Source organism: Methylosinus sp. LW3 (assembly GCF_000527115.1).
Classification (GTDB): Bacteria; Pseudomonadota; Alphaproteobacteria; order Rhizobiales; family Beijerinckiaceae; genus Methylosinus.
The window spans coordinates 2,892,703-2,917,844 of sequence record NZ_AZUO01000001.1 but is presented as its reverse complement, the minus strand read 5'-3'; the positions used below and the strand labels follow the sequence as shown (position 1 = coordinate 2,917,844).

At 66.4% G+C, this 25,142-nt stretch carries 25 protein-coding genes; 12 read left to right on the top strand and 13 right to left on the bottom strand.

The features are described 5' to 3' along the window. Positions 1–131: 131 nt before the first annotated feature. From radA to METLW3_RS0114550, 6 genes are all read right to left on the bottom strand, one after another. Positions 132–1,550, bottom strand: a complete 1,419-nt coding sequence (gene radA, locus METLW3_RS0114580; RefSeq protein WP_024880625.1) for a DNA repair protein RadA — start codon at positions 1,548–1,550, stop codon at positions 132–134. Then, positions 1,543–2,712: an MFS transporter gene (locus tag METLW3_RS0114575; protein ID WP_024880624.1), complete on the bottom strand. Its 1,170-nt coding sequence runs from the start codon at positions 2,710–2,712 to the stop codon at positions 1,543–1,545. Before METLW3_RS0114575 ends, radA begins: the two co-directional genes overlap by 8 nt. A 141-nt stretch (positions 2,713–2,853) precedes the next feature. After that, complete coding sequence (locus tag METLW3_RS0114565; protein ID WP_024880623.1) at positions 2,854–3,249, bottom strand: integration host factor subunit alpha; 396 nt, start codon at positions 3,247–3,249, stop codon at positions 2,854–2,856. 222 nt (positions 3,250–3,471) lie between these two features. Continuing rightward, the gene (locus METLW3_RS0114560) at positions 3,472–4,461 is read right to left on the bottom strand and encodes a beta-ketoacyl-ACP synthase III (RefSeq protein ID WP_024880622.1); all 990 of its coding nucleotides are present in this window, start codon (positions 4,459–4,461) and stop codon (positions 3,472–3,474) included. After that, positions 4,458–5,507, bottom strand: coding sequence for a phosphate acyltransferase PlsX (plsX, locus tag METLW3_RS0114555; RefSeq protein WP_024880621.1), 1,050 nt, complete (start codon positions 5,505–5,507; stop codon positions 4,458–4,460). Before plsX ends, METLW3_RS0114560 begins: the two co-directional genes overlap by 4 nt. A 329-nt stretch (positions 5,508–5,836) precedes the next feature. Continuing rightward, positions 5,837–6,463 carry a YceD family protein gene (locus METLW3_RS0114550; protein WP_024880620.1) on the bottom strand — a complete coding sequence of 209 codons (627 nt, stop codon included), beginning with the start codon at positions 6,461–6,463 and terminating at the stop codon, positions 5,837–5,839. Positions 6,464–6,709: 246 nt separating this feature from the next. Here METLW3_RS0114550 and METLW3_RS25605 point away from each other — a divergent pair, with 246 nt between their 5' ends. Both METLW3_RS25605 and METLW3_RS0114530 read left to right on the top strand, forming a co-directional pair. Next, positions 6,710–7,171 carry an outer membrane protein assembly factor BamE gene (locus tag METLW3_RS25605; RefSeq protein WP_036308942.1) on the top strand — a complete coding sequence of 154 codons (462 nt, stop codon included), beginning with the start codon at positions 6,710–6,712 and terminating at the stop codon, positions 7,169–7,171. A gap of 370 nt (positions 7,172–7,541) precedes the next feature. Next, entirely contained in the window at positions 7,542–8,504 is a 963-nt protein-coding gene (locus tag METLW3_RS0114530) for a transglycosylase SLT domain-containing protein (protein WP_245267349.1), read from the top strand. Positions 8,505–8,563: 59 nt separating this feature from the next. On the opposite strand, the gene METLW3_RS0114525 is transcribed toward METLW3_RS0114530, so the two are convergent. Beyond that, the gene (locus METLW3_RS0114525; protein WP_024880617.1) at positions 8,564–9,583 is read right to left on the bottom strand and encodes an AraC family transcriptional regulator; all 1,020 of its coding nucleotides are present in this window, start codon (positions 9,581–9,583) and stop codon (positions 8,564–8,566) included. A 139-nt stretch (positions 9,584–9,722) separates the two neighbouring features. Between METLW3_RS0114525 and METLW3_RS0114520 the strand changes: the two genes are divergently transcribed. Next, positions 9,723–10,916 (top strand): DUF3047 domain-containing protein, encoded by a 1,194-nt coding sequence (locus METLW3_RS0114520; protein ID WP_024880616.1) that lies wholly within the window; start codon positions 9,723–9,725, stop codon positions 10,914–10,916. Here the strand turns inward: METLW3_RS0114520 and METLW3_RS0114515 are convergent, their stop codons facing one another. The 4 genes from METLW3_RS0114515 to uvrC form a co-directional block, all read right to left on the bottom strand. Then, on the bottom strand, positions 10,917–11,375 hold the full coding sequence (locus METLW3_RS0114515; protein ID WP_024880615.1) for a molybdenum cofactor biosynthesis protein MoaE: 459 nt from the start codon (positions 11,373–11,375) through the stop codon (positions 10,917–10,919). A 72-nt stretch (positions 11,376–11,447) separates the two neighbouring features. Further along, positions 11,448–11,699, bottom strand: a complete 252-nt coding sequence (moaD, locus tag METLW3_RS0114510; RefSeq protein ID WP_024880614.1) for a molybdopterin converting factor subunit 1 — start codon at positions 11,697–11,699, stop codon at positions 11,448–11,450. Beyond that, entirely contained in the window at positions 11,696–12,316 is a 621-nt protein-coding gene (pgsA, locus tag METLW3_RS0114505) for a CDP-diacylglycerol--glycerol-3-phosphate 3-phosphatidyltransferase (protein WP_245267348.1), read from the bottom strand. The genes moaD and pgsA overlap by 4 nt, the downstream gene beginning before the upstream one ends. A gap of 179 nt (positions 12,317–12,495) precedes the next feature. After that, positions 12,496–14,463, bottom strand: a complete 1,968-nt coding sequence (gene uvrC / locus METLW3_RS0114500; protein ID WP_024880612.1) for an excinuclease ABC subunit UvrC — start codon at positions 14,461–14,463, stop codon at positions 12,496–12,498. A 300-nt stretch (positions 14,464–14,763) separates the two neighbouring features. Here uvrC and METLW3_RS0114495 point away from each other — a divergent pair, with 300 nt between their 5' ends. The 6 genes from METLW3_RS0114495 (at position 14,764) to METLW3_RS0114470 (ending at position 19,939) form a co-directional block, all read left to right on the top strand. Continuing rightward, positions 14,764–16,098, top strand: a complete 1,335-nt coding sequence (locus tag METLW3_RS0114495) for a TAXI family TRAP transporter solute-binding subunit (protein WP_024880611.1) — start codon at positions 14,764–14,766, stop codon at positions 16,096–16,098. 104 nt (positions 16,099–16,202) lie between these two features. Continuing rightward, entirely contained in the window at positions 16,203–17,045 is an 843-nt protein-coding gene (locus METLW3_RS26905; protein ID WP_198022773.1) for a peptidoglycan-binding domain-containing protein, read from the top strand. 56 nt (positions 17,046–17,101) lie between these two features. After that, on the top strand, positions 17,102–17,614 hold the full coding sequence (locus METLW3_RS0114485; RefSeq protein ID WP_024880609.1) for a hypothetical protein: 513 nt from the start codon (positions 17,102–17,104) through the stop codon (positions 17,612–17,614). A 105-nt stretch (positions 17,615–17,719) separates the two neighbouring features. Beyond that, complete coding sequence (locus tag METLW3_RS0114480; protein WP_024880608.1) at positions 17,720–18,889, top strand: AI-2E family transporter; 1,170 nt, start codon at positions 17,720–17,722, stop codon at positions 18,887–18,889. A 165-nt stretch (positions 18,890–19,054) separates the two neighbouring features. Further along, positions 19,055–19,273: a translation initiation factor IF-1 gene (gene infA / locus METLW3_RS0114475; protein WP_018266249.1), complete on the top strand. Its 219-nt coding sequence runs from the start codon at positions 19,055–19,057 to the stop codon at positions 19,271–19,273. Between the two features lie 9 nt (positions 19,274–19,282). Then, the gene (locus tag METLW3_RS0114470) at positions 19,283–19,939 is read left to right on the top strand and encodes a Maf-like protein (protein WP_026599049.1); all 657 of its coding nucleotides are present in this window, start codon (positions 19,283–19,285) and stop codon (positions 19,937–19,939) included. A gap of 4 nt (positions 19,940–19,943) precedes the next feature. On the opposite strand, the gene alr is transcribed toward METLW3_RS0114470, so the two are convergent. Further along, positions 19,944–21,089, bottom strand: coding sequence for an alanine racemase (gene alr, locus METLW3_RS0114465; RefSeq protein WP_024880606.1), 1,146 nt, complete (start codon positions 21,087–21,089; stop codon positions 19,944–19,946). Between the two features lie 99 nt (positions 21,090–21,188). Continuing rightward, a complete protein-coding gene (locus METLW3_RS0114460; protein ID WP_024880605.1) occupies positions 21,189–21,911 on the bottom strand; it encodes a LuxR C-terminal-related transcriptional regulator in 723 nt (240 codons plus the stop codon). A 481-nt stretch (positions 21,912–22,392) separates the two neighbouring features. On the opposite strand from METLW3_RS0114460, the gene sdhC reads away from it, so the two are divergent. The 3 genes from sdhC to sdhA all read left to right on the top strand — a co-directional run bounded on the left by sdhC (position 22,393) and on the right by sdhA (position 25,132). Beyond that, positions 22,393–22,806, top strand: a complete 414-nt coding sequence (gene sdhC / locus METLW3_RS0114455; RefSeq protein ID WP_024880604.1) for a succinate dehydrogenase, cytochrome b556 subunit — start codon at positions 22,393–22,395, stop codon at positions 22,804–22,806. Positions 22,807–22,872: 66 nt separating this feature from the next. After that, positions 22,873–23,259, top strand: a complete 387-nt coding sequence (gene sdhD / locus METLW3_RS0114450) for a succinate dehydrogenase, hydrophobic membrane anchor protein (RefSeq protein ID WP_024880603.1) — start codon at positions 22,873–22,875, stop codon at positions 23,257–23,259. 43 nt (positions 23,260–23,302) lie between these two features. After that, positions 23,303–25,132, top strand: a complete 1,830-nt coding sequence (gene sdhA / locus METLW3_RS0114445; protein ID WP_024880602.1) for a succinate dehydrogenase flavoprotein subunit — start codon at positions 23,303–23,305, stop codon at positions 25,130–25,132. The last annotated feature ends 10 nt before the right edge of the window (positions 25,133–25,142 follow it).

The following is a 25,142-nucleotide window of genomic DNA, read 5'->3' as shown; positions in this document are numbered from 1 at the left end:
GATGTTTGTTGAGGGAGACAAGTAAAAACACCTATTTGTCAGGGCCGTGACTACGTATTCTGAGTGGAGTGGAAAGAGGTTCGCGCAGCCGCGCCGGTCGTTCAGGCGCGCGAAAAAGCCTTCCGGCGGCGTCAGCTCTGCCGCTGCGGACGTCCACGCTCGCGCGCGCCGACCGAATCTTTCGCAATGTCGGCGACCAGCGCGGCGACATGGCCGCAATGCGACAAAGCGACACCCGACGCTTTGTCGTCTTCGCTCGTCTGCTGCGCCTGCGGCAGCACGGCGCGGCGAAAGCCGAGCTTGCCGGCCTCCTTCAGCCGTGCGCCGGCGTGAATGACCGGCCGCACCGCGCCGGAGAGCGCGATCTCGCCGAAAAACAGCAGCTCGGCGGGCAGAGTGGCGCCGGTCAGCGAGGAGACGAGCGCCGCTGCGGCGGCGAGATCGGCGGCCGGCTCATCGGCGCGCAGGCCGCCAGCGACATTGAGATAGACATCATGCATGCCGAGCTTCAGCCCGGCATGGGCTTCCAGCACGGCGAGTATCATCGAAAGCCGATTCGAATCGAAGCCGACGACGGCGCGGCGCGGCGTGCCGAGCGAGGTGGGCGCGACCAGGGCCTGAATCTCCACCAGCATGGGGCGCTGGCCCTCCATGCCGGCGAGCACGGCGGCGCCCGGCGCAGCGGCGTCGCGGCCGGCGAGAAACAGGGCGGAGGGGTTGGCGACCTCGGCGAGGCCGGCGCCGGTCATCTCGAAGACGCCGATCTCACCGGTCGCGCCGAATCGGTTCTTGGAGGCGCGCAGCATGCGGAAGTGATGCGCGCTGTCGCCCTCGAAGGAGAGCACAGCGTCGACCATATGCTCGACGACGCGCGGGCCGGCGACCTGGCCGTCCTTGGTGACATGGCCGACGAGAATCACGGTGGAGCCGCTGAGCTTGGCGTGGCGCAGCAGCGCCTGGGCGCTGGCGCGCACTTGCGTCACCGTGCCGGGCGCCGAATCGGCCGCCTCCGTATGCATGGTCTGAATCGAATCGATGACGATCAGCGCCGCGCGCTTGCCGGCGGAACAGGTGGCGAGAATATCCTCGACCTGCGTGGCGCCGGCGAGCTCGACCGGGGCGTCGGAAAGGCCGAGCCGCTCGGCGCGCAGCCGCACCTGCGCCGCAGCCTCCTCGCCGGAAATGTAGATGACGCGCTCGCCCCGCCGCGCGAGGGCCGCGCAGGCCTGGATCAGCAGCGTCGATTTGCCGATGCCCGGCTCGCCGCCGAGCAGCGCCACCGAGCCGGGCACGAAGCCGCCGCCGGTCACGCGGTCGAATTCTTCTATGCCCGTGGCGATGCGCGGGGCAGGGCTTGCGTCGCCGGCCAGCGCCTCGAGCGCGAAAGGCCGGCCGCGCCCGACGCGCGCCGTCGGACCGAAGCCGCCGCCGGCGCCGCCATTCTCCTCGACGATCGTGTTCCACTCGTTGCAGGATTCGCAGCGGCCCTGCCAGCGGTTCGTCACCGCCCCGCAGCTCTGGCAGACGAAGCTCTGGCGTGCTTTAGCCATGGCGCGCTTCGTCCTCTCCCGACATGGCCGGCAGAAGCGCCAGCGGCGCCAGCGCGGCGATGGCGGCGCAGCCATAGGCGAAGCCTTGGCCGCTCGCCTCGGCCAGCGCGCCGAAGGCGACATTGCCGGCGATCACCGCCACGGCGTTGGCGAGGCCAAAAACGCCGAAGCCGGTGGCGCGCAAATGCGCCGGCGCGGCGCGGGCGACCAGAGCCGAGAAGGCCACTTGCGCCAGCGCTATATGTAGGCCCCAGAGCGCGATCCCGACAAAGATGAAAGCGAGGTCCTGCGACGCCGCGAGCACGGCCTCGGAGATCGCCAGCGTCACGCTCGCGGCGATGAGCAGCCGGCGCTCGCTCCAGCGATCGACGAGCTTGCCGGCCGGATAGGCGGCGAGCATGGCGACGAAGGACATTGCGACCAGCGTCAGCGGCGCGAAGGCGATGCGCAAGCCGGCGCCCGTCGCCCGCAGCACGAGAAACGCTTCGCCCACTCGCGCCGCGGCGAGCAGGGCGCCGAAGGAGAGCAGGAGCCAAAAGGCGCGCGGCAAATCAGAAAATCCGGCGAGCAGCGCCTTGCGGCCCGTAGCGGGCGGGCGTGTCTCCTCCGGCTCGTGAACGAAGACTGCGAGAACCAGCACGCAGATCAGCGCCGGCAGGCAGGCGATCCAAAAGACGAAGCGCGTGTCGTCATGCGTCGCCAGCATCAGGCCGATCGCCGCCAGCGGGCCGATGACCGCGCCAACCGTATCGAGCGTCTGGCGCAGGCCATAGGCGGCCCCGCGCTGCTCTGGCGTTGTGACGTCGGCGATCAGCGCATCGCGCGGCGCGCCGCGCAATCCTTTGCCCACACGGTCGAGCACGCGCGCGGCGATCACCTCCGCCGCGCCGCCGGCGAGCGGAAAGATCGGCTTGGTCGCCGCGGCGAGGCCGTAGCCGAACAGCGCCAGCCCTTTGCGCCGGCCGATCATGTCCGAGATGCGGCCCGAGACCACCTTCACGGCGAGCGCCGTCGCTTCCGCCGCGCCTTCGATCCAGCCGATTTCGGCGATGGCGACGCCGAGCGTTCCGGCGAGATAGACCGGCAGCAGCGCATGGATCATCTCGGAGGAGAAATCCATGAACAGCGAGGTGACGCCCAGCGCCCAGACGGCGGTGGGCATGGACGCTCGTCCGAACGTCTGCGCAGAGTCTCTGGCTCGCTCGCTCATGGCGCGCTTCTACGTCGCGGATCGAGGCTTCGGCAAGCGAAACGATCCGGGGACGCAAATTCCGATCGAACGGCGCCGCTCGATCGGAAAGCGCTAATCCTCTGTCTCGTGATGTCCGTTGATGCGTCCTCGCAGCACATTGGACGCTTTGAACATCACGACGCGGCGCGCGGTGATCGGCGCCGAGGCGCCTGTCTTGGGATTGCGTCCGACGCGCTCGCCTTTGGAGCGAATATGAAAGGAGCCGAAGGAGGAGAGCTTCACATCATCGCCGGAGACGATGGCGTTGAAAATCTCGGACAGCACAGCTTCGACGAACTCGCCGGACTCGGCGCGCGAGAGACCGATGCGGCGATGCACGGCGTCTGCGAGATCGGCGCGCGTCACCGTGTGATGTCCCTGTGAGGTTGGCGTCTCGGAAATGACGTTTTCGTCCCGGGAAAGGTCTTCGACTGCCGGCGGGGCTTTTTCTGAAACATTTTGCGACATGATCGGCCTTATCGATTCAAAACGAAACTAGCATCGTCGAGCTCGACTTTTTTTTCTGCCTTGTGACAACTCTCGCGCGAGAAGGGTTCGTCGCGGACGATCGCAACAGGCCGCCGCAGACCCCGATCGCGAGGAGCGAAAAACTCAATTTGATTATTTTTCAGAAACTACGGAGGAAATCAAGCACAGGTTGCAGTTTCACGACCGGGATTTCGTGGCGCCTCACCAGCGGATGAGCGCCGAACCCCATGTAAAACCGCCGCCGACCGCCTCGAGCATCACGAGATCGTCACGCTTGATGCGTCCGTCGTCGCGCGCGACCGACAATGCGAGGGGAATGGAGGCGGCCGAGGTGTTGCCGTGCAAATGCACTGTGGCGACGACTTTTTCCGGCGCGATGCCGAGCTTCGTCGCCGACATGTCGATGATGCGGCGATTGGCCTGATGCGGCACGAACCAGGAGAGATCGGCCGCCGTGAAGCCGGTCGCTGCGAAGGCGTCCGTCACGACATCCGTCACCATGCCGACGGCGAAGCGGAACACTTCCTTACCTTCCATGCGCAAATGGCCGACCGTTCCGGTCGAGGAGGGGCCGCCATCGACATGCAATTTCGCGCGATGGCGTCCGTCCGAGCGCAAATGCGTCGTCAATATGCCGCGCTCTGCGAGCGAGCCTTCGCTCTCGCGCGCCTCGAGCACTATGGCGCCGGCGCCATCGCCGAACAGCACGCAGGTCGTGCGGTCTTTCCAGTCGAGAATGCGAGAGAATGTCTCAGCGCCGATCACGAGCGCGCGCTTGTGCGAGCCGGAGCGAAGAAACTTCTCCGCCGTCGTCAGCGCGTAGACGAAACCCGAGCACACCGCCTGAAGATCGAAGGCGGCGCCGTGCGTCATGCCGAGCGCGGCCTGAATCTGCGTCGCCGTGGAGGGAAAAGTATAGTCGGGCGTCGATGTGCCGACGATGACGAGATCGATATCCTCCGGGCCGAGACCGGCGTCGGCCAGCGCGGCGCGCGCCGCTTTCTCGCCGAGCATAGAGGTGGTCTCGCCGGGCGCGGCGATGTGACGCTCCTTTATGCCGGTGCGCTGCGTGATCCATTCGTCGCTGGTGTCGACCGTGGCGGCGAGCTCCTCATTGGTGAGGATGCGGCTCGGCAGATAGCTGCCGAGGCCGACGACGACAGAGCGCAGAGGGCGCTGGATAAGAGTCACTGAGCGGCTTCCTGGTCGTCGCGGCGGCTCGAGGCCAGCATGTCGCGGATCTTGGAGAGCAGGCCTTGATGCGCCATCTCATAGCCGATCTCGACCGCGCGGGCGAAGGCCAGCGCATCGGCGCCGCCATGGCTCTTGATGACGATCCCCTCGAGGCCGAGAAACACGCCGCCATTGATGTTGCGAACGTCGATCTTGTCGCGCAGCTCGCGAAAGGCGCCGCGCGCCAGCAGATAGCCGAGCTTGGCGAGCCAGCTCCGCCCGATCGCCTCGCGCAGATAATTGGTGATCTGAGTCGCCGTGCCCTCGGCGGTCTTCAGCGCGATATTGCCGGAGAAGCCCTCGACGACGACGACATCGACGACGCCCTTGCCGATCTCGTCGCCCTCGACGAAGCCGTGATAGTCGAGATCGGGAAGCTCGGCCTCCTTCAGCAGACGCGAGGCGGTCTTGACCTCCTCGACGCCCTTGATCTCCTCGACGCCGACATTGAGCAGGCCGACGCTCGGCCGCTCGAGGTCGAAGAGCGAGCGCGCCATCGCCGCGCCCATGACGGCGAGATCGACGAGATGGCGCGCGTCCGCGCCGATGGAGGCGCCGACGTCGAGCACGATGGAGTAGCCGCGCGCCGTCGGGGCAGGCCATAGGCAGGCCAGCGCCGGACGCTCGATCTTGGCCATTGTGCGCAGGCAGACCTTCGCCATCGCCATCAGCGCGCCGGTGTTGCCGGCGGAGATGGCGACATCGGCCTCGCCTTTCTTCACCGCCTCGATCGCCTGCCACATGGAGGAGACGCGGCGGCCGGAGCGCAGCGCCTGGCTGGGCTTGTCGTCCATGCGCACGGCGACGTCGCAGTGACGGACGGTCGCGACATGGGCGAGGCGCGGATGCGCGGCCAGCTCGGCGCGAATCTGCCCTTCGTCGCCGAACAGCAGGAAGCTGCTGTCTGGATGACGATCGTGAGCGATGGCGGCGCCGGCTATGGTGACTTTCGGACCATGATCGCCGCCCATGGCGTCCAACGCTATGCGAATGGGCTGCGCCATTCTGCCTCGTCTCCCGAACTGAATACGAATTGCGAATGTCCGCGCGGCCCGCAACGCTCCGCCCCACGGGGCCGCCGGACGCGCGAAAGATGCGGCGAAGCGGAGCCGCTATGGCCCGCTTTTGCCCTCGGTTCCTCGCGATTTCTCGTCACGGACCGGGCTCGCCGCCGGCCCAAGGCGCCAGCGGCTGACGAATTGCCATTTGCGCGGCGCCAGCGCAAGAGCAATTCCTGCCGTCGCTCCAGCTTCCCACGAGCGAGCCGGTCTCGACGCATCGTCGCATGCCGCCGAATCTACAGGCTCTCCATCACGCTTTTGCAAAGCCGGGCTCAGTTTCTGCGCCCCTTGCCGAGCGCGTCGCGCAGGCCGGCGAAGGGCGAGACTTTCGCCGGCGGCTTCTCTTCCTCCACCTTCTCTTCAGGCGGAGCAAAGAGCGCCCCGGGCTTGCGAGGATAGGGATCGAGCGCCAGCGCCAGAAATTCCGCGACGATGGCGCCGAGATCGATTCGCCCATCGACGAGCGGATCGGGCGCATCCTCGTCGAGATCGGCGATGTGCCGGCTCGCTCTCGGCTCTTTCGGCTCCTCGGGCTCCGCTTCGCGCCGGCGCCGGGACATACGTTCCGTCGGGGGCGGGGCGGCGGGGGCGGCCTCCGGCGCAAAGGACACGTCGATGGGCTCGACGACGCGGGAGTCGAACTCCTCGAGCGTCACCACGCAGGTTTGGCGAACATCGGCGATGAGCTCGCCGGCGACGCGCAAGCCGCCGCGGCCCGCGCGCGTCACTTTCAGCTTCGCCTCGAGGCGGCTCAGCGCGACGAGATCATCCGCCTCGGCGAGGGCCGCGCGCTCGGAGGCGTCGGCGGAAATGGTCAGCTCCAGCCCATCCTCGGGAATGTCGACGGCGGCGAGAGGGCGCGAGAACGGGGTTTCGGGCAATTGCAGATCGTCGCTCATTCGCCGCTCCTTCTCCTCGGACGTCGCCGCCTCGGCCGACAATATGAAATATAGATGGGCGCCGCGCCCATTGGTCGAAGCTTCGCCATTTTCCGGCCATTGATACGGTCGAAGAGGCGCGGACGCCAGCCCGAGGGTTGCGCCGGAGGCGTCGCTGCTTGCTTTCGCGCAGAGCGAGAGTTAGGCAAGCTCGAACATTGTCGCGATAGAGGTCGGCCTCGGGAGAGGCGTAGCGCGGAGAGAAAAATGCGGTCTCGGGTTTCGCTCGTCGTCGTCTCGCGGCAGGCCCGCCGCCTCGCCGCGCTCGCTTTGGTCGCCGCGCCGCTCGCCGGGTGCCTCGGCTATGACGGCGTCATCAATCGCGGCGCCATCATCGAGGAGCGCAAGGTCGCGCAGGTGAAGGTGGGCATGGCGGCTCCGCAAGTGCTGGCTCTGCTCGGCACGCCCTCGACGACATCGACGATCGGCGGCGACGCCTGGTACTATGTCAGCCAGCGCATCGAGCGCGAGCTCGCCTTCCTGCCGCCCGAGGTCGCCGACCAGCACATTCTCTCCGTCTATTTCGACAAGACGAAAAAGGTCCAGCGCATCGCGGACTATGGGCTGAAGGACGGCAAGGTCGTCGATTTCATCAGCCGCACGACGCCCACGGCCGGGGCCGAGTTCAATTTCATCCGCAATATGCTGTCGAAGCTGACCAGCTTCTGACGATTCGAAAAAAATCCCAGCTTTTTCAATCGCAAGCGTGGCTGTGTCGATTCGGCGCAAATGTGGCGGGCGAATCGGCCGGCCGGCTCCGTACGTAGCCGATCGCTTCATTTTTAAGGGTTTGTGGGAACTACGGAGCCCCGCCCGAATGTGACGCGCGCGTGACGCGCGCAGTCGATTTTTCGCCCCTCGCGGTTGCTAGCCTCTGTCTCGTCCAAACAACAGCGAGGAATGAAACAGAGTGTCTTTCGAAGCGATAGCTCCTGCCGTTCGCGGCGAAGCGTCGGCGCCGAAATGGTCGCGCTTTCTGCCCGTGTTCGACCGCGCAGACGCGGACCGCCCCCTCGCGGGGGCCGACGGATCCGTTCACATGCTCCTTCGCGCTTTCGCCATAGCGACGGCTCTCGCCTTCGCCCTGGTGGCCGCGCTGCTGTCTATGCCAGACGGCTGGGGCCGGTTCAGACTGTCGGAGGCGTCGCGAGGCGGCGCGCAGAGCCGCCGCGCGCCGCCGCCCTTGTTCTTTCTGACCAATCGCGGCCTCACCGATCAGCCGCTCGACGCCGATGCGGCCGAAGCGATGGGCGAGGCGGTGAAGGCCTGGTCCGGCGCCGCCGACGTCGCCAATGAGGCGCAGGCGAGCCTCTCCGGCGCCGCCCCGGCGGTGCTGCAATTCGGCCCGGTGCGCGTCGCCCGCGCCATTGTCGAGCATGTGGTGCAGGCGGCCAAGACCACCGGCTCCGATCCGGTCATGCTGATGGCGATCGCCGACAAGGAGTCGAGCTTCGCGCCCAAGGCCAAGGCCAGCACCTCCTCGGCGAGCGGCCTGTTCCAGTTCATCGATTCGACCTGGCTGAAGGCCGTGCGCATGTTCGGCCGTAGCTATGGCCAGGAGGCCGCGGCCGAGGCGATCGACGGCGCCTATCGCGTCGCGCCGCAGAAGCGCTCCGAGATTCTGGCCATGCGCAACGACCCCTATCTCTCCGCGGTCTTCGCCGCCGAGATGCTGAAGCACGACGGCGAGCGCATCGCCGAGCGAATCGGCCGTCCGCTGACCGTGGGCGAGACCTATCTCATCCACTTCCTGGGGCCGGACGACGCCGCCCGCTTCATGGCGAAGGTGGAGGAGGCGCCGAACACGCCGGCCGCCAAGCTGCTGCCGCGGCCCGCCCGCGCCAATAAGCCGATCTTCTTCGCCCGCCAGGGCAAGAAGATGAAGCCGAAGTCGGTGAGCGAGGTCCACGAGGCCTTCGAGGCGATGATGGGACAGCGCTCCAACCGCTACAAGGGCGTGGAGCAGCAGCTGCCGGGCGGGGCGCTCGCCTTTACGGAATGAGCTTCTTTCGCAGAAAATGAGAAAGGCGGCCCCAGCGGCCGCCTTTTTTCGTCTCTCGCCTATCGATCCGCCGTTCTCGCCAATTCGCGCCAGCGGCTGGGCGCGAGGCCGCTCCATTTCTCGAAGGCGCGGGTGAAATGCGCTGGATCGCTATAGCCGAGCCGGGCGGCGATCTCGGTGATCGATAGCTCCGATCGGCGCAGCAGACGAATCGCGCTGCGCTGGAGCGTGTCGCGCAGGAGATCGGCGTAGCTGAGCCCGAGATCGCCGAGCCGTCGCTGGAGCGTGCGCTTCGACAGCCCGGCCCGCCGCACGACGGTCTCGAGCGTAGGACGGCCGCCGAGCAGCTCCAGCTCGATGAGCACGCCGATCCTGCCGGGAAGATCGTCCGGCGCCGGAATGTCGAAGATGCGGGCGATCTCCTCGGCGTCCAGTCCATCGCCTTCGCCCAGTCGCGGATTGACCGTCATCAGCAGCCGCTGATCAAAGACGATCGAGCCCGGGCCGTCGCAGAGCACGATGTCGGCGCCCATCTGCTCGCCGATCGATCGTCGCGCGCTCGCCGGAAGGCCGCCGAACATCACGCGGCGCGGCAGCCAGCGCGCGCCGGCGAAATGCCGCACGAGGGCGATCATATACCAGACGGCCAGCATCTCATTCTGCGGCCGGCCCTCCGTCGCAGGGTCGTCCAGCTCATAGGACCAGACGACCTCCTCGCTTTGTCGTCGCAGGACCAGCCGCGTCGCGCTCTGCAGCATATGCGGCAGGCTCGTTCCGGCGCGATGGATGGCTTCGAGCAGCGTCGGCGCCAGCGTCACCCATTTGCCATAGACGCCGAGGCCGGCGATCGACGTCCTGCGGCCGAGACGGGCGGCGAAGGCCTCGTCGGCCAGCTCTCGGGAGGAGGCGGCGAGCAGGCGGAAATGATCGCGCAGCGGCAGCAGCGTGTCCGGCGATTCGAGCAGGCCGAGCGGGAGCTCAGCGCGGCGAAACACGCGCTCGATCGAGCCGCCGGTGGCGCCGACGACCTCGGCGATCGGCCCCAGCGTGCTCGCGCGTGTGTAGCCGGTTTGTCGCATCTGCCCTCGCGCGCCATCGAACGGCGTTTTCGGCATGTGCTGGCAAGCGTCGCCAGCGGCCGGACGATAGCATTCCCTATCGGCTCACAAAGGCCGATCCATCGGGGGATTTGCCCGAGTTCGGGGAGGATTTTTGGATATGTGCCTCTATTGTCTCGGACGCGCGTCGGCCGGATTGTCTCGGCGCGAGATGTTGCAGATGGGCGCGCTGGGCGCCGCTCTGCCTTTCATCGCTCCGGCCGCAATGGCCGAGAGCGCCGCTCTCGAGCGCGACGCTTTCAAACGCGACATGGAGGGGCTGATCGCGCGCGCCCATTCGGGCGAGCTCGTTTCCTATCGTGTGTTCGAGATCGATGGCGATGATCTGCCCTGGATCGACCTCGGCCTCACGGCGTCCAAGGGTCAGCAGGTCAGCTTTCTCGTCACCGGCCGCATGTGGATCGCTCGGCCCTATGACCTCTGGTTCTCACCGGGCCTCGTCTTTCATGCCCGCACGCGCGGCAAAAGGCCGATCTACAGCCCCGGCGTCGACACCGGCACGATGATCGCCGCCCATGACGGCCCGCTGGAGATCGCCCGCTCCGCCGCGCAATTCGCCGACGCGGACGGCAGGCTGTGGACGCCCGAAGCGGAGTATCGCAAGCAGGAGGTGAAGATCGTCGGCGTCGCGCTGGTCTGGAAGGGTGAGGCGCTCGCCGGACTAGAGAGCCTCGCCGCATCGGGCGATGTGGACGGCCGCATAGCGGCGGAGATCGCCAGGCTGAAACGCGGCCGCAAATTGCCGCAAGGCTGGAACGATCTCTTCAGTCTCGGCGGCGGCGCCGAAGTGTTCGGCCGCGAGGCGAATGGCGAGATCGTCTGCGAGAGCGCTGGGAGCGCCTCCATCATAGAGCGTCCGCTGCCGCTCGCCTTCGGCACGCGGCCCAAGCTCGGCTGGCGCTGGAAGATCGACCAGCTTCCTTCTGCGAAGCCGGAGGATGCGCCGCCCTTTCACGACTATCTGTCGATCGGCGTGAAATTCGAGGACGGGCAGGACCTCACCTATTTCTGGAGCGCCGGGCTGCCGACCGGAAAAGTCTTCCGCTGCCCGCTCGCCGGCTGGAGCGCGGTCGAGACTCATATGGTCGTCGATTCGGGCGCAGCGGGGCTCGGCGAGTGGCGGGCGCTGGAGCGCGACGTCGCCGCCGATTACGCCGCCCATATCGGCGGGCCGGCCAAGGCGATCAGCCATATTTGGCTGCTGGCGGTCACGCCCTTCCAGCGCCGTCGCGGCGCCTGCCGTTATGCCGACATTCGCGTCACGACGGCGGATGGGGCGGTGACGAGGCTCTAGCTACTTGTTCCAGCGTTCGGCGGCGGCGTCGTCCTTGGCCTTGGCCTCGACCCAGTCGCCGACGCTGCCGTCGGCGCGATGCTCCTTCTTCCAGAAGGGGGCGCGCGTCTTCAGATAATCCATCAGAAATTCCGCCGCGGCGAAGGCATCGCCGCGATGGCGCGCGGCCGTGATGACGAGCACGATTCTCTCGCCCGGCAGAATGCGCCCGTGGCGATGGATGACAGTGAGCGCCGATAGCGGCCAGCGGGCGAGCGCCTCCTCGGCGACGCGGGCGATCTCCGCCTCGGCCATGCCGGGATAATGCTCGAGCTCCAGCGCCGCGAGCGTCCCATCCTCGTCGCGGCAGAGGCCGGTGAAGGAGACGATCGCGCCAATGTCGCGGCGGCCGTCCTCGATCAGCGCGGCCTCATGGCCGGGATCGAAGGGGGCGGATTGGATGCGGATGGTGGGGGTCATGAGCGAGTAGCGAGTAGCGAGTAGCGAGTAGCGAGTAGAACTATTCGCTACTCGCTACTCGCTACTCGCCCCCTATCCTCCGGTCATCGGCGGGAAAAAGGCGATCTCGCGCGCTCCGGCGATCGGCGTCTCATGGCGCACATGGGCCTTGTCGATCGCCGTGCGAATGACGGCGGCGTTCTCGAAAGCCAGAGCATAGGCCTCGTCGCGCGACTTCAGCCAGGCGATCAGCTCGCCGACGGTCGCCACCTCCGGGGGAGGGGAGAGCTCCTCCTCGGCGCGGCCGATTCGCTCGCGCACCCAGGCGAAATAGAGAGCCTTCATTGCGCCTCGTCCGATCCGAAATGCGCCCAGCCGGCTCTCATATAGTCATAGCCGGTGTAGAGCGTCAGCAGCGCGGCGATCCACAGCAGCACGCTGCCGATGTTCACCGTGCCCGGCAGCACCAGCTCGCCGGCCGGGCCGGCGATGAAGAAGCCGAGCGCGAAGAGCTGCAGCGTCGTCTTCCATTTGGCGATGGCGCTCACCGGAAGCGGCACTTTCAGCTCGGCGAGATATTCGCGCAGGCCGGAGACGAGAATCTCGCGGCAGAGGATGATGAGCGCCGCCCAGATCGTCGGGCCGGAGATCGTCTGATCGGCGACCACCATCAGCAGAGTGGCGGCGACGAGCAGCTTGTCGGCTATGGGGTCGAGCATGGCGCCGAGCGTCGACTGCTGCGCCCAGGCGCGGGCGAGATAGCCGTCGAAGAAGTCGGTGATGGCGGCGGCGGTGAAGACGCCGAGCGCCGTCCAGCGCATCCAATGCTCGTCCGGCCATTGCAGCAGGCCCGCGACCACGGGCACGGCGACGAGCCGGCCATAGGTCAGAATATTGGGCAGGGAGAGCGCGCGCCCGCGGCGCGGCGGAATGGCCGTCGATGTCATGCCGCGAAGGAACATGGCGAGCGCCTCCCTTGTCAATAGAAGAGACGGACTCTTCGCCGGCGCCGCGCTCCTCCGCCGCCGGTCCGGTCTCCCGCGCAGCGGCGGGAAGCTTCGGCAAAACCGGCATTTTGCCGCTCGGCGCGCGCCGGCGAGACCGTCGCCGAGCCGCGCACAAATTTTCGCCGTTCGCCGTTTCAGCCGCGCTGGAAATGGTCGAAGACGAGCCGCGCCGTCGCCTTGTTCACGCCCGGCACATTCTCGAGGTCGCAGAGCGCGGCGCCGGCCACCGCCTTGGCGGTGCCGAAGGCGAGCAGCAGCGCCCTTTTGCGGGCCGGTCCGACGCCCGCGATCTCGTCCAGCGGGTTCTTGGCGAATTCCTTCTTGCGCCGCGCCCGATGCGTGCCGATGGCGAATCGATGCGCCTCGTCGCGCAGGCGCTGGACGAAATAGAGCGCCGGATCATGCGGCGGCAGGCGGAAGGGCTCGCGCCCCTCGACGAAAAACATCTCGCGGCCGGCGTTGCGATCGGCGCCCTTGGCGATGGAGGCGATGGTCACGCCCTCGAGGCCGATCTCCGCCGCGACGGAGCGCGCTGCGTCGAATTGCCCGCGGCCGCCGTCGATGATCACGAGATCGGGCTTGGACGGAAAAGCGTCCGGCGCCTCATCCTCCGGCTTTTCTGCGTCTTTCGCGATACGGGCGAAGCGGCGCGTCAGCACTTCCCGCATCATGGCGTAATCGTCGCCGGGCGTGATCTCGGCGCTCTTTATGTTGAAGGTGCGATAATGCGTCTTCATGAAGCCGGTCGGCCCGGCGACGATCATCGCGCCTATGGCCTGTTGGCCGCCCGTATGGGAATTGTCATAGACCTCGACGCGGCGCGGGGGCTTCTCCATGCCGAACATCTCGCCGAGGGCGATGAGCAGCTTCTCCTGGCTGGCGTCCTCGGTGAGCTTGCGCGTCAGCGTCTGCTTGGCGTTGGTCTGCGCATGCTCGACCAGCTCGCGCTTCTCGCCGCGCTGCGGCGTCGCGATCTCCACCTTGCGGCCGAGCTTGTCCGACAGCGCTTCCGTCAACAGCTCGCGATCTTCGATCACATGGGAGAGCAGCACCAAAGGCGCCGGCGGATGCTCGCCGTAGAATTGCGCGAGGAAGGAGCCGAGCACTTCCTCTTCGGAGAGGCTCTGGTCGGCGCGCGGGAAATAGGCGCGATCACCCCAATTCTGATAGGCGCGAAAGAAAAACGCCTCGATGCAGAAGCGCCCGGCCTCCTTGGCGATGGCGAAGACGTCGGCCTCCTCGACGCTGTGCGGATTGACGCCCTGCGTTCCCTGGATCAGCGACAGCGCCGATATGCGGTCGCGCAGCCGCGCGGCGCGCTCGAATTCCAGCCGCTCCGCCGCCGCGGTCATCTCCGTGGCGAGCTGCTCGCGCACGGAGCGGCTCTTGCCGGTGAGGAAGTCATGCGCCTCCTGCACCAGCACGGAATAATCCGCGATGGATATCTCGCCCGTGCAGGGGCCGGCGCAGCGCTTGATCTGATAGAGCAGGCAGGGCCGCGTGCGATTCTCGTAGAAAGAATCGGTGCAGGAGCGCAGCAGAAACGCCCGCTGCAACGCATTGAGCGCGCGCCCCACCGCGCCGGCGTTGGCGAAGGGGCCGAAATAATCGCCCTTGCGTGAGCGCGCGCCGCGATGCTTGGCGATCTGCGGCGCATCATGGTCGCGCGCGATGAGAATATAGGGAAAGCTCTTGTCGTCGCGCATCAGCACGTTGAAGCGCGGCTTCATCTGCTTGATGAGATTGGTCTCGAGCAGTAGCGCCTCGGTCTCGGTCTCGACCGAGATGAACATCATCGAGGCGGTCGCCGAGATCATCCGCGCGATGCGATTCACATGGCCGGCGAGGCGCGTGTAGCTGGCTATGCGCTTGCGGACATTCTTGGCCTTGCCGACATAGAGAACCTCGCCATTCTCGGCGATCATGCGATAGACGCCCGGCCCGTTGGGCGCGTTCCTCCAATAGGATTTGATGACGCCGACGCCGCGCTTGACGCTCTCGGGCGTATCGGCGGCGAGCTCGGGCGCGGCGGCGCCTTCGGCCTCTTCCGTGAGGTCCTCTTCCTCGTCGAGGGTTTCGGGGAGGTCGGGCGTATCGCTCATGCGCCGAGATTTATGCCCGGCGCGCGCGAATGGGAAGAGCGCGGAGGGAACGAGAAGAGGCTCCCCGGAGAGGCGTTTCCACCTCCCCCTCGAGGGGGGAGGTCGAGCGCCGAAGGCGATCGGGAGGGGGTGTTTCCGCCGAGTCTTCTTCGTGGAACCCCACCCCGTCCGGCTTCGCCGGCCGACCCTCCCCCTAAAGTGGAGGGTGAGGCGCCCAATTCGGCGTTCACCGGATCGCCCTGGAGGCCGTGGGCTGTGGCGCGCGGCGGCCTATTTCTCCTCGCATAGGGAGGAGGCCCAATGCCCAAAGGCCATGCGCCGCGCCTGATCTTCTGGGTGGCGGTTCTGCTGTTCGCTCTCGCGGCGGCGCTATCGCTCTTTTATTACCTGTCGCCGCGGGCGACCTTGCGCATCACCACCGGCCCGGCGATGTCGCCGGCCCAGCGCACCATCTCGACTTTCATTCATGTCGTGTCCGGGACGCATCCGTTCCTTCGCGTGGAGGAGGTCCCGGTCGCCGATCTTTCGGCCAGCTCCAAGGCGCTCGAGGACCGCAAGGTCAATCTCGCCATCGTGCGCACCGATGTCGCGCCGCCCTCCAATGGCCAGACCATCGCCATTCTGCGCCGCGACGTGGTGGCGATCGTGCTGCCGCATGGCTCGCCGATCAAGGACGCCGCCGGCCTCGCCCGCAAGACCATCGCCGTGCCGGAGGGCGCGCTGCAGACGGAAAATCAGCATGCGCTGGATGATATTCTCGCCTATTTCGACGTCCCCGCGGCGAGCGTGAAGCGTCTCGTCCTGCCGATCGGCGAGATCGGGCCGGCCCTGCGCGTGGGTCGTGCGGCGGCGGCGCTGGCGGTCGGGCCGATCGGACCGGGGCAGGCGGTCGATGTCGTCTCTTCCATCGCGAAGGCCATGAAGAGCCCGCCCCAGCTCCTGCCGATGGACCAGGCCGACGCGCTGGTGAAGCGCTTTCCCGGCTTCGAGTCTGTGGATATCCCCGAAGGCGCCTTCAAGGCGCATCCGCCCGTGCCCGACGATACGGTGAAGGGCCTCGCCGTCACCTATCGGCTGGTGGCGCCTTTCTCCATGCTCAATGTGGTGGCGGGGGCGATCGGCCGCTCCATTTTCAAGACCAAGGCCAAGCTCGCCGCCCTCTCGCCGGGCGGCGCACAGATCGAGGCGCCCGATCTCGACGCGCAGAATCCTCTGCTCCCCGTCCACCCTGGCGTCGCCGCCTATCTCGCGAGCGGCGATCAGAGCTTTTTCGATTCGTTCCAGCAATATTTCTACATCATCGGCATTCCGCTGAGCCTTTTGGGCTCGCTCGTCGCCGTGCTGCTCGGCCTATGGAACAATCGGCGGCTCGTGCAGGACCAAAATCGCATCTTCCGCCTGCTGACGCTCGCAGACGAGGCGCTGACCGCCGACAGCGCCGGCCTGGAGCGAATCGAGACCGAGTTTCGCGAGCTCGTCGCCGATTGCGTCAACAAGCTCGCGGATGGCGAGGCCGCGGCGGATCAATATCCCGTGTCCTCGCTCGCCATCGACCATGCGCGGCGCTCGATCGAATGGCGGAAGACCCAGCTCCGCGCGACGCCGGAAGCCTTGCAGTCGACACGAATTGCGTAATACTCGGAGACGTTTTTAATCGTTCGCCGATGGGCCTCGATGCATGCGCGGAAGCCGCGCCGCGAGGAAATTCGACCATCGTCGCTTTTCGAAGAGGAATCATCATGGCCCAGACATGGTTGCGGCCCGGGCAGGCGCTGAGTTTGGGATGCCGAGGCTCCGAGGTCTCGCGAGCCCAGCATTATCTCAACGCCGCGCCCCCCTCGTCGCTCGACGGTCTCGCGGTCGATGGAGTTTTCGGGCCGCTGACCAAGGGCCGCGTCATCGAATTTCAGCGGAGCAGGGGCCTGATCGCCGATGGCGTCATTGGACCGCATACCGCTCCGGCGCTGGCGCTGACCCTGGGAGAGATCGACGAGGCGATCAAAGACGTGCGGAAGATGTTGGAGCTGGCCGGCGTCGAAAATCGCCAATTGAACGAGTTCGATCGCAGAATCACGAAATATGTCGGTGATCTGGTTCCCGTCACAGGCGGCGCGGTGGTGGCGATCCCTGTTATCCTCATATTGATCATTCTGATGTATGTGGCGCTGGTCGCGATGCTGAACGCCAACCCACGCGCGCGGCAAGACTTCGATCGTTTCATGAACCGTAAGGTCGACGAATTGCGCGAGGCGCTGAATCTTCCGTCACCCGGGCAAGTGCTGCAGCGCGTTATCGAAAATATACGTGAGATGGTGATGGAGTTCATCAAGCGGCTCGCGCAGGAGCGCGCCAAATGCGACCCGACCCCCGAGAAAATGACGAAATGCTCGAAGGAGAGCATGGCGGTCGCCGTGGCGACGCAAAACCTCATCCACAAGCTCGGCCAGCTGACCTTCGTCGGGTCGAGAGGGTTCAGGCTGGAGGATCTGGTGAAGGGCATTCTGGCGTCTTGCGGGGCTTTGATCGCGGCCTATGCGGAGCTCGGCAAATGTCTCGATTGCGAGTTCATCAAGTTTCTGTGATGAGGTGATCGTATGCGGAAAGCGCGGCGAGCCCGCCGCGAGAGGGTCGCCGGAGGATGTGGATCGTGCCTCACGCATCCAGAAGCTTCACCTGCGCCTGCGGGCGCGTGCGCTGCGAGGCGGTCGGCGAGCCGATCGTCAGCGCCGTCTGCTATTGCTCCGATTGCCAGGAGGGCGGCCGCAGGATCGAGGCGCTTCCCCATGCCCATATCCTGCGCGATCCCGACGGAGGCACGCCTTATCTTACCTTTCGCGACGACCGTTTTCGTTGCGTCGCGGGTGAGGAGCTGCTCGAGGATCACCGGCTGAAGCCCGAATCGCATACGCGCCGGGTGGTCGCCTCCTGCTGCAGCACGGGCATGTTCCTGAAATTCGACCCCGGCTTCTGGGTCTCCACCTATCGGCTGCGCTATACGGGCGATCTGCCGCCGATCGAGATGCGGACAAAGGTCGCGCGCCGGCGCTCGCGATTGCCGCTGCCGCAGGACGCGCCGAGCTTTCGCGGCTTTCCGCTGCGGCTCATCGGCCGGCTGGTCGCGGCGCGGCTCGCCATGGCGCTCGGGCGGTAGGCGGAAACGCAGCCGCGGGCGTGAAACCATTGCCGATCCGCGCTATGTTGTCCGGGGGAAGGCGCGCCGTAGCGGCGGGGCGCAAAAAAAATTGGGGATAGATCGGTGATCGAGGACCAGCGCGAAGCGTCCGGCCGGCGGCGGCTGAACGCGACACTCATCGACTTGATCATCCGGCTCGGCGCGCTCGGCGCGCTCGCCTATTGGTCTTTCCTGCTGGTGCGGCCCTTCGTCACCATCGTGACCTGGAGCGCCATTCTCGCCGTGGCGCTCTATCCCATCTTCGAATGGATGACCGTCTGGCTCGGCGGACGCCGGCGGCTGGCGGCGACGATCATCACTTTTCTCGGCCTGCTCTTCGTCATCGGGCCGGCGACCTGGCTCGGCCTCGGCGTCGTCGATGGGCTGCGCGCGCTCGCCGACCGAATCGACGCCGGCGGCGTCTGGGTGCCGCCGCCGCCCGAGACCTTGCGCAGCTGGCCCTTCATCGGCGAATCGGCGTACGAATTCTGGGAGCTCGCCTCCACCAATCTGCGCAGCGCGCTCGCCCAGGCGTTGCCGCAGCTCAAGCCCTATGGCGAGATCGCGCTGGACGCGACCAAGAACGCCGGCGCCGGCGTGTTCAAATTCCTGATCTCGGTCATCATCGCCGGCTTTCTATTCGCGCCTGGACCGGCGCTGGTGCGCGCGATCAAGACCGCGGTGACGCGCATCGATTCGAAACGCGCCGAGCATTTCGTCGAGCTCGCCGGCTCGACGATCCGCACCGTCTCGCGCGGCGTCATCGGCGTGTCGCTGCTGCAGGCGGCGATCGGCGGCCTCGGCCTGCAGCTGGCCGGCGCGCCGGGCGCGAGCCTGCTGACCCTGTGCATATTGGTGCTCGCCATCGTCCAGATCGGGCCGCTGATGGTGGTGGTGCCCACCATCATCTGGGCGTGGACGGAGATGCGGACCTTGCCGGCTCTACTCTTCTCCTGCTGCATGTTGACGGTGACGCTGGTCGACAATGTGCTGAAGCCCATCGTCATCGCGCGCGGGCTCACGACGCCGCTGCTGGTCATTATCGTCGGCGTCATCGGCGGCGTGCTGGTGCATGGAATCATTGGCCTTTTCGTCGGCCCGGTGGTACTCGCGGTCGCCTGGGAGCTGCTCAGCGCCTGGGCGGGGGACGGCAAGGGCGGCGCCCTCGTCGCGACGCCGGCGGAGGCCGCTCCCGAGCCGCGCGTGATCGAGCCGCCCGCCGCCGGCTCGATCGTCCACGCCCCGGAGCGCTGAAGCGCGCGACGGAGCGAAAGGCAAGGTTCACAAATCAGCCGTACTCGATTAGGGTCCGGCGCGGATTTGCGCGTCCCGGCTTCGATCCCATATTGATGAGCGCCCGCTTCGCAAGCGGGCCTTTCGCTATCCGAGGTCCGCCGCGGCCTCTGAAGAAGGAACCACATGGCCAAGGAAGAACTTTTGGAGTTTCCCGGAGTCGTCACCGAGCTGCTGCCCAGCGCGATGTTTCGGGTCAAGCTCGAGAACGAGCACGAGATCATCGCCCATACGGCCGGAAAGATGCGTAAAAACCGCATCCGCGTGCTCACCGGGGACAAGGTTCTCGTGGAGATGACGCCCTATGACCTCACCAAAGGGCGGATTACCTATCGTTTCAAATAATTTCGATTTATGGCGGAGCCGATCGTCTTGACGTCCCACCCGACCGATACGCGGCCCAAGCTGGTGCTGGCCTCGGCCTCGCCCCGCAGGCTCGAGCTGCTCCAGCAGATCGGCCTCGACGCCGACGCGCTGTTGCCGACCGACATAGACGAGACTCCGCAGCGCAACGAGCTGCCGCGCAGCCTCGCCCAGCGTCTCGCCGGCGAGAAGGCCGCGGCGGCCATAAAGATAAGGGCCTATCAGCCCCAGCTCGAGGGCAGCTATGTGCTCGCGGCCGACACTGTGGTGGCGGTCGGCCGGCGAATCCTGCCCAAATGCGAGGACATAGAGCAGGCCGAGGACTGCCTGCGCCTGCTCTCGGGCCGCCAGCACCGGGTTTTTACCGGCGTCACGCTGATCACCCCACGCGGGGCCGAGCGCCGCCGCCTGGTCGAATCGCGCTTGCGCTTCAAGCGCCTCTCGTCGACCGAGATCGACGCCTATCTCGCTTCCGGCGAATGGCGCGGCAAGGCGGGCGGCTATGCGATTCAGGGACTCGCGGGCGCTTTCGCGGTGCGGCTCATCGGCTCTTATTCGGCCGTCGTCGGCCTGCCGCTCTATGAGACCGCCGCGTTGCTGGCCGGCGAGGGCTATCCTGTGCTGACGCCCTGGTTCGAGCGGGCGTGAGCGCTCACCCGCCGATATAGACCCTCTCATAGCGTCGCCCGAGCCGGGTCAAAATCTCATAGCCGATGGTCCCGCAGCGCAGCGCCAGCTCGTCGACGCCGATCGTCTCGCCCAAAAGCTCCGCCGTCTGGCCGCGATAGACGGCGCCTTCGGGGACGTCGGTCACATCTAGCATGACGAAATCCATCGACACGCGGCCGACGATCGGGCAGCGCCGCCCGGCAACGATCGCCTCCGGAACGGGCCGGCCCGCCCCGCCGATGGCGGCCGGAAAGCCGTCGCCATAGCCGAGGCCGAGCGTCGCCAGCCGCGTCGGCCGCGACGCCGTCCACACGCCGTCATAGCCGACGCTCTCGCAGGCCTCGATCCAGCGCGTCGCCAGAATCGGCGCCTCGAGCCGGGCGACGGCTCGCATCGGATTGGGCGCCGCCGGAGTCGGATTGCCGCCGTAGAGCGCATAGCCGGGGCGCAGCAGATCGTAATGGGGCTTCTGCTCCAGGAAAATTCCCGAGGAATTGCTGAGCGAGGCCGGCACGCCGGGGAAGGCGCGCCGCGCCGTCTCGAAAGCGGCGATCTGCCCCGCGTTGCGCGGGTCCTCGGCCCATTGCGCGCAGACGAAATGGCTCATCGTCAGAGTGAGGTCGATATCCTGCGTCGCCACGGCCGCGGCTTCGGCGTCGCGCAGCGAGAGTCCCAGCCGATTCATGCCGGTGTCGAATTGCAGCGCGGCCGGCAGGCGGCGGCCGATGGAGCGGCCGAACGCCGCCCAATCACGGATTTCCTCGAGCGAGGCCAGAACCGGGCGCAGCCGCCCGGCGGCGAGCGCGCGGGCGCCGCCGGGCGGCAGTCCCTCCAGCACATAGACGATGGCCCGCGGGGCGACAGCGCGAATGCGCTCGCCTTCTCCGGCGGTGGCGACGAAAAAAGTGCGGCAGCCGGAGGCGGCGAGCGCCCGCACGGCGGGCTCGGCGCCGAGGCCATAGGCGTCGGCCTTGACCACGGCCGCGCATTCGCTCTCGCTCGCGCAAGCGGCGAGCCGACGCCAATTGGCGACGAGGGCGGCAAGGTCGATGGTGAGCGTCGCCCCCGCGCGCGCCTCGGCGGGGGCGGTCTCATTCAGGGGCGCTCGGGCCGAACGGTCGAATCTCATGAGGCAATATTCTAGCGCCGGAGCATGGCGTTCGCATGGCCAATAGCATGCGCCATGCCCCGGCGTCGTTAATTTTGGCGATTTGCCGCGTCGATCGCGTCAGCGACGGGGCAAAACCGCGCTCGAATCGACCATCGGCCGCGGCGCCGGCGTCCCGAGGCGGGCAGTCGGATCGGCCGAGGACCGCGGCGCGCCGAGGCGGACGGCCGGATCGGGCCGGGGCGCGCCCAGCGAGATTCGCACGAGATCGGCGACGCTCTTGACGCGCATCTTGGTCATGATGTGCGAGCGATGCGTCTCCACCGTGCGGGCGCTGATGCCGAGCTCATGGGCGATGACCTTGTTGAGCTTGCCCTCGACCAAGCCGGCGAGCACGTCGTTCTCGCGGTTGGTGAGCGTGGCGAGCCGGCCGGGCGTGGTCCGCGCACGGCCGCGATAGGCGCGGTGGTCGATCCGGCGGGTCAGCGCCTGCTGCACGGAGGTGAGCAGCTTCGCCTCATTGACAGGCAATTCGAGCAGATCGAAAGCGCCTTCCTTCATCACTTGGATCGCGCCGCGAACATTGGCTTGCGCGGTGATGACGATGATCGGCAATTCGATCCGCCGCGCCTTGGCGTCTCTCAATAGTTCGATCCCGATCATATCGGGCATATCCACATAGATGATGACGCAGCCGCGGCTGTCGGTCTCGACGGCTTCGAAGAAGCGTCCCGCGTCCTCATGGAGGCGAATGTGGAAATCCGCCTTGTCCAAGGCGCTCGTCAGAGACGAGCGGATGATCGGATCGACGTTCAAGATATGGATGGTTTCACTGTAATTCATGAATCGCTCGCGAGATGAGTTGACGAAAAAGTCATTCGACGAGACCAGCGAACTCAAGCCGCCGACAAAATAGTCGGCAGTCCGACGTCACGGCAACACGACGCTTACTCGGGGCGCCGACGCAACATTACGAACTCTCGAGCACGCAGACCAACCATGACGCTCAACGCTACTCGACACGTCCGCAGCCGGTGGAGAAAAAAGCCGGCTGCGAACGACGATGCGCCGGCTGGTCCCGGGCAACGTCGGCAGGCGCATGTTAACAGATCGTAACGCACGCGCCACGTTTTTCGACTCGAATCCTACGCATCGGCGCATCGATTGCGTCGGGCGTCGCGACGCGTTACGTAAGTCATGCGTCCTTTCGCCGCTCTGCACGAGTCGCGAAATGCTCAGAACCTTATGTCGGGTACGTGTGTTGCAGCAGCGACGCGATTGAATTATCAGTCCTAGCCGAGCCTCGAGCGGAGAGAAACCTAAAATGGCCGACGCCGATCCCGTGAGCGAGAGCCTCGCCGCCGCGCGGCCGCTCTCTCCACATCTGACGATCTACAAGCCGATCCTCACAATGGCGATGTCGATCGCGCATCGCATCACCGGCGCATCGCTTTATGTCGGCGTGCTTCTGCTCGCGCTCTATCTCTTCGGATTGGCGCTCGGGCCGTCGGCCTTCGACGCCGTGTCCTGGATCGTCAATTCCCTCGTCGGGCGAGTCTTCGTGCTGCTGTTCAGCTGGGCGCTGTTTCATCATCTGCTCGGCGGCGTGCGTCATGCGATATGGGACCGCGGCCTCTATCTCGATCGCGATGGCCGCGAGCTGCTGACCAAGGCGAGCTTGGGCGGCGGCGTGGCGCTGACGGCGCTCTTGTGGATCGCATCCTCGCTCTTCGGCTGAGCCTGCGGCCGCTCGTCCTGTCACGACGGCTCGCCGATATCGAACTCGATTGATGGAGAAACGGATATGTCGAGATTTGAGAGCGGCCGCAGCGGCAAGGGAGACGCTTTCGTCTCCGATCGCTCCGGTTCGCTGCATGCGCTCGCCATGCGTCACAGCGCGCGCGCGCTGGCGCCGCTCGCTGTGCTCTCGATCTGGTATCTCGTCGGCCTCGTCGGCAAGCCCTATGAGGCCGCGCGCGCCGAAATCGGAAAGCCGCTGCCGGCGATAGCGCTCATCGCCTTCATCGTCGTCGTCGCCTATCACGCGCGGCTCGGCGTGGAGAACATCATCGAGGATTATGTTCACGACGAAGCGCTGAAGGCGAAGGCGCTCATCGTCAACAAATGGCTGGTGATCGCGATCGCGGCGATCTGGACGCTCGCCATAATGATCATCGCCGCGCCGCGCTGACGCGCGTTCGCGCTCGGGCGCTCTTTATCGACGAGGATTGGGAATGGCTGCGAACGGCAAGACGACGGTGAATATCGGGGGCAGGGCCTATCCGATCGTCGATCATACATTCGACGTCGTCGTCGTCGGCGCAGGCGGCGCGGGACTGCGCGCCGTCGTCGGCTGCGCCAAGGCGGGGCTGAAGGCCGCTTGCATCACCAAAGTGTTTCCGACGCGTTCGCATACGGTCGCAGCGCAGGGCGGCGTCGCCGCGGCGCTGGCCAATATGGGGCCGGACGATTGGAAATGGCACATGTACGACACCGTCAAGGGCTCCGACTGGCTCGGAGACCAGGACGCGATCGAATATCTCTGCCGCAACGCTCCGCAAGCCGTCTATGAGCTCGAGCATTGGGGCGTGCCTTTCTCGCGCACGGACGATGGACGCATCTATCAGCGGCCCTTCGGCGGCATGACCACGGATTACGGCAGAGGCCCGCCTGCACAGCGCACTTGCGCGGCCGCCGACCGCACCGGCCATGCGATGCTGCATACGCTCTACGGCCAGGCGCTGCGTCACGACACAGAGTTCTTCGTCGAATATTTCGCCATCGACCTCATCGTCGATGCGGAAGGCGCCGTGCGCGGGGTCGTGTGCCTCAAGCTCGATGACGGAACGATCCATCGGTTCCGCGCCGCGCTGACCGTGCTGGCGACGGGCGGTTATGGCCGCACTTATCTCTCCGCGACGTCTGCGCACACATGCACGGGCGATGGCGGCGGCATGGCGCTGCGCGCCGGCCTGCCGTTGCAGGATATGGAATTCGTGCAATTCCATCCGACCGGCATTTACGGCGCGGGCTGTCTCATCACCGAGGGCGCGCGCGGCGAGGGCGGATATCTCACCAATAGCGAAGGCGAGCGTTTCATGGAGCGCTATGCGCCTTCGGTGAAGGATCTCGCGCCGCGCGACATGGTCTCGCGCGCGATGACGGTGGAGATTCGCGAGGGCCGCGGCGTCGGCAAATTGAAGGATCACATCCATCTGCATCTCGAGCATTTGGACCCTGCGATCCTGCACGAGCGCCTGCCGGGCATTTCCGAGAGCGCGAAGATTTTCGCTGGCGTCGATGTGACGCGCGAGCCGATTCCGGTGCTGCCGACCGTGCATTACAACATGGGCGGCATACCGACGAATTTTCACGGCGAGGCGCTGCGCCGCGTCGGCGACAATCCGGATGTGGTGGTGCCGGGCCTGATGGCGATCGGCGAGGCGGCTTGCGTCTCCGTGCATGGCGCCAATCGCCTCGGCTCCAATTCGCTGGTCGATCTCGTGGTCTTCGGCCGCGCCGCCGGCCAGCGCGCCGCCGAGTTGGTGAAGCCCGGCCAGACGCAGCCGGAGCTGCCCGCCGATTCCGCCGAGCTCGCTCTGTCGCGTCTCGACGCGCGTCGCTTCGCCTCCGGCTCGATCGCGACCGCCGATCTGCGGCTCGAGATGCAGCGCGTGATGCAATCGCATTGCGCCGTCTATCGCGCCGGCGAGGTGCTGGAGGAGGGATCGCAAGCGATCCATGCGGTGTGGAAGAAGAGCGACGACGTCAAGGTTTCGGACCGCTCGCTGATCTGGAACTCCGATCTCGTCGAGACGCTGGAATATGACAATCTCATCGTGCAGGCGGTGGTGACGATGGATTCGGCGAAGAACCGCACCGAATCCCGCGGCGCTCACGCCCGCGAGGATTTTCCGAACCGCGACGACGCCGATTGGATGAAGCACACGCTCTCCACGGTCGACGAGGCGGGCAAGAGCGTCGCGATCGATTATCGCCCGGTGCACAGCTACACGCTGTCCAATGAGGTGGCTTATATAGAGCCGAAGGCGCGGGTTTATTGAGGGCGGGGTA

What these genes read in the sequence shown, in the direction of transcription:
- infA (WP_018266249.1), top strand. Translation starts at nt 19,055, where the DNA reads ATGGCCAAGGAAGAACTTTTGGAGTTTCCCGGAGTCGTCACCGAGCTG.
- plsX (WP_024880621.1), bottom strand. Translation starts at nt 5,507, where the DNA reads ATGGCGCAGCCCATTCGCATAGCGTTGGACGCCATGGGCGGCGATCAT.
- METLW3_RS0114470 (WP_026599049.1), top strand. Translation starts at nt 19,283, where the DNA reads ATGGCGGAGCCGATCGTCTTGACGTCCCACCCGACCGATACGCGGCCC.
- radA (WP_024880625.1), bottom strand. Translation starts at nt 1,550, where the DNA reads ATGGCTAAAGCACGCCAGAGCTTCGTCTGCCAGAGCTGCGGGGCGGTG.
- METLW3_RS0114575 (WP_024880624.1), bottom strand. Translation starts at nt 2,712, where the DNA reads ATGCCCACCGCCGTCTGGGCGCTGGGCGTCACCTCGCTGTTCATGGAT.
- moaD (WP_024880614.1), bottom strand. Translation starts at nt 11,699, where the DNA reads ATGAAGGCTCTCTATTTCGCCTGGGTGCGCGAGCGAATCGGCCGCGCC.
- METLW3_RS0114495 (WP_024880611.1), top strand. Translation starts at nt 14,764, where the DNA reads ATGCCCAAAGGCCATGCGCCGCGCCTGATCTTCTGGGTGGCGGTTCTG.
- sdhD (WP_024880603.1), top strand. Translation starts at nt 22,873, where the DNA reads ATGTCGAGATTTGAGAGCGGCCGCAGCGGCAAGGGAGACGCTTTCGTC.
- METLW3_RS0114520 (WP_024880616.1), top strand. Translation starts at nt 9,723, where the DNA reads ATGTGCCTCTATTGTCTCGGACGCGCGTCGGCCGGATTGTCTCGGCGC.
- pgsA (WP_245267348.1), bottom strand. Translation starts at nt 12,316, where the DNA reads ATGTTCCTTCGCGGCATGACATCGACGGCCATTCCGCCGCGCCGCGGG.
- sdhC (WP_024880604.1), top strand. Translation starts at nt 22,393, where the DNA reads ATGGCCGACGCCGATCCCGTGAGCGAGAGCCTCGCCGCCGCGCGGCCG.
- METLW3_RS25605 (WP_036308942.1), top strand. Translation starts at nt 6,710, where the DNA reads ATGCGGTCTCGGGTTTCGCTCGTCGTCGTCTCGCGGCAGGCCCGCCGC.
- METLW3_RS0114460 (WP_024880605.1), bottom strand. Translation starts at nt 21,911, where the DNA reads ATGAATTACAGTGAAACCATCCATATCTTGAACGTCGATCCGATCATC.
- alr (WP_024880606.1), bottom strand. Translation starts at nt 21,089, where the DNA reads ATGAGATTCGACCGTTCGGCCCGAGCGCCCCTGAATGAGACCGCCCCC.
- sdhA (WP_024880602.1), top strand. Translation starts at nt 23,303, where the DNA reads ATGGCTGCGAACGGCAAGACGACGGTGAATATCGGGGGCAGGGCCTAT.
- METLW3_RS26905 (WP_198022773.1), top strand. Translation starts at nt 16,203, where the DNA reads ATGGCCCAGACATGGTTGCGGCCCGGGCAGGCGCTGAGTTTGGGATGC.
- METLW3_RS0114485 (WP_024880609.1), top strand. Translation starts at nt 17,102, where the DNA reads ATGTGGATCGTGCCTCACGCATCCAGAAGCTTCACCTGCGCCTGCGGG.
- METLW3_RS0114515 (WP_024880615.1), bottom strand. Translation starts at nt 11,375, where the DNA reads ATGACCCCCACCATCCGCATCCAATCCGCCCCCTTCGATCCCGGCCAT.
- uvrC (WP_024880612.1), bottom strand. Translation starts at nt 14,463, where the DNA reads ATGAGCGATACGCCCGACCTCCCCGAAACCCTCGACGAGGAAGAGGAC.
- METLW3_RS0114530 (WP_245267349.1), top strand. Translation starts at nt 7,542, where the DNA reads ATGCTCCTTCGCGCTTTCGCCATAGCGACGGCTCTCGCCTTCGCCCTG.
- METLW3_RS0114525 (WP_024880617.1), bottom strand. Translation starts at nt 9,583, where the DNA reads ATGCGACAAACCGGCTACACACGCGCGAGCACGCTGGGGCCGATCGCC.
- METLW3_RS0114565 (WP_024880623.1), bottom strand. Translation starts at nt 3,249, where the DNA reads ATGTCGCAAAATGTTTCAGAAAAAGCCCCGCCGGCAGTCGAAGACCTT.
- METLW3_RS0114550 (WP_024880620.1), bottom strand. Translation starts at nt 6,463, where the DNA reads ATGAGCGACGATCTGCAATTGCCCGAAACCCCGTTCTCGCGCCCTCTC.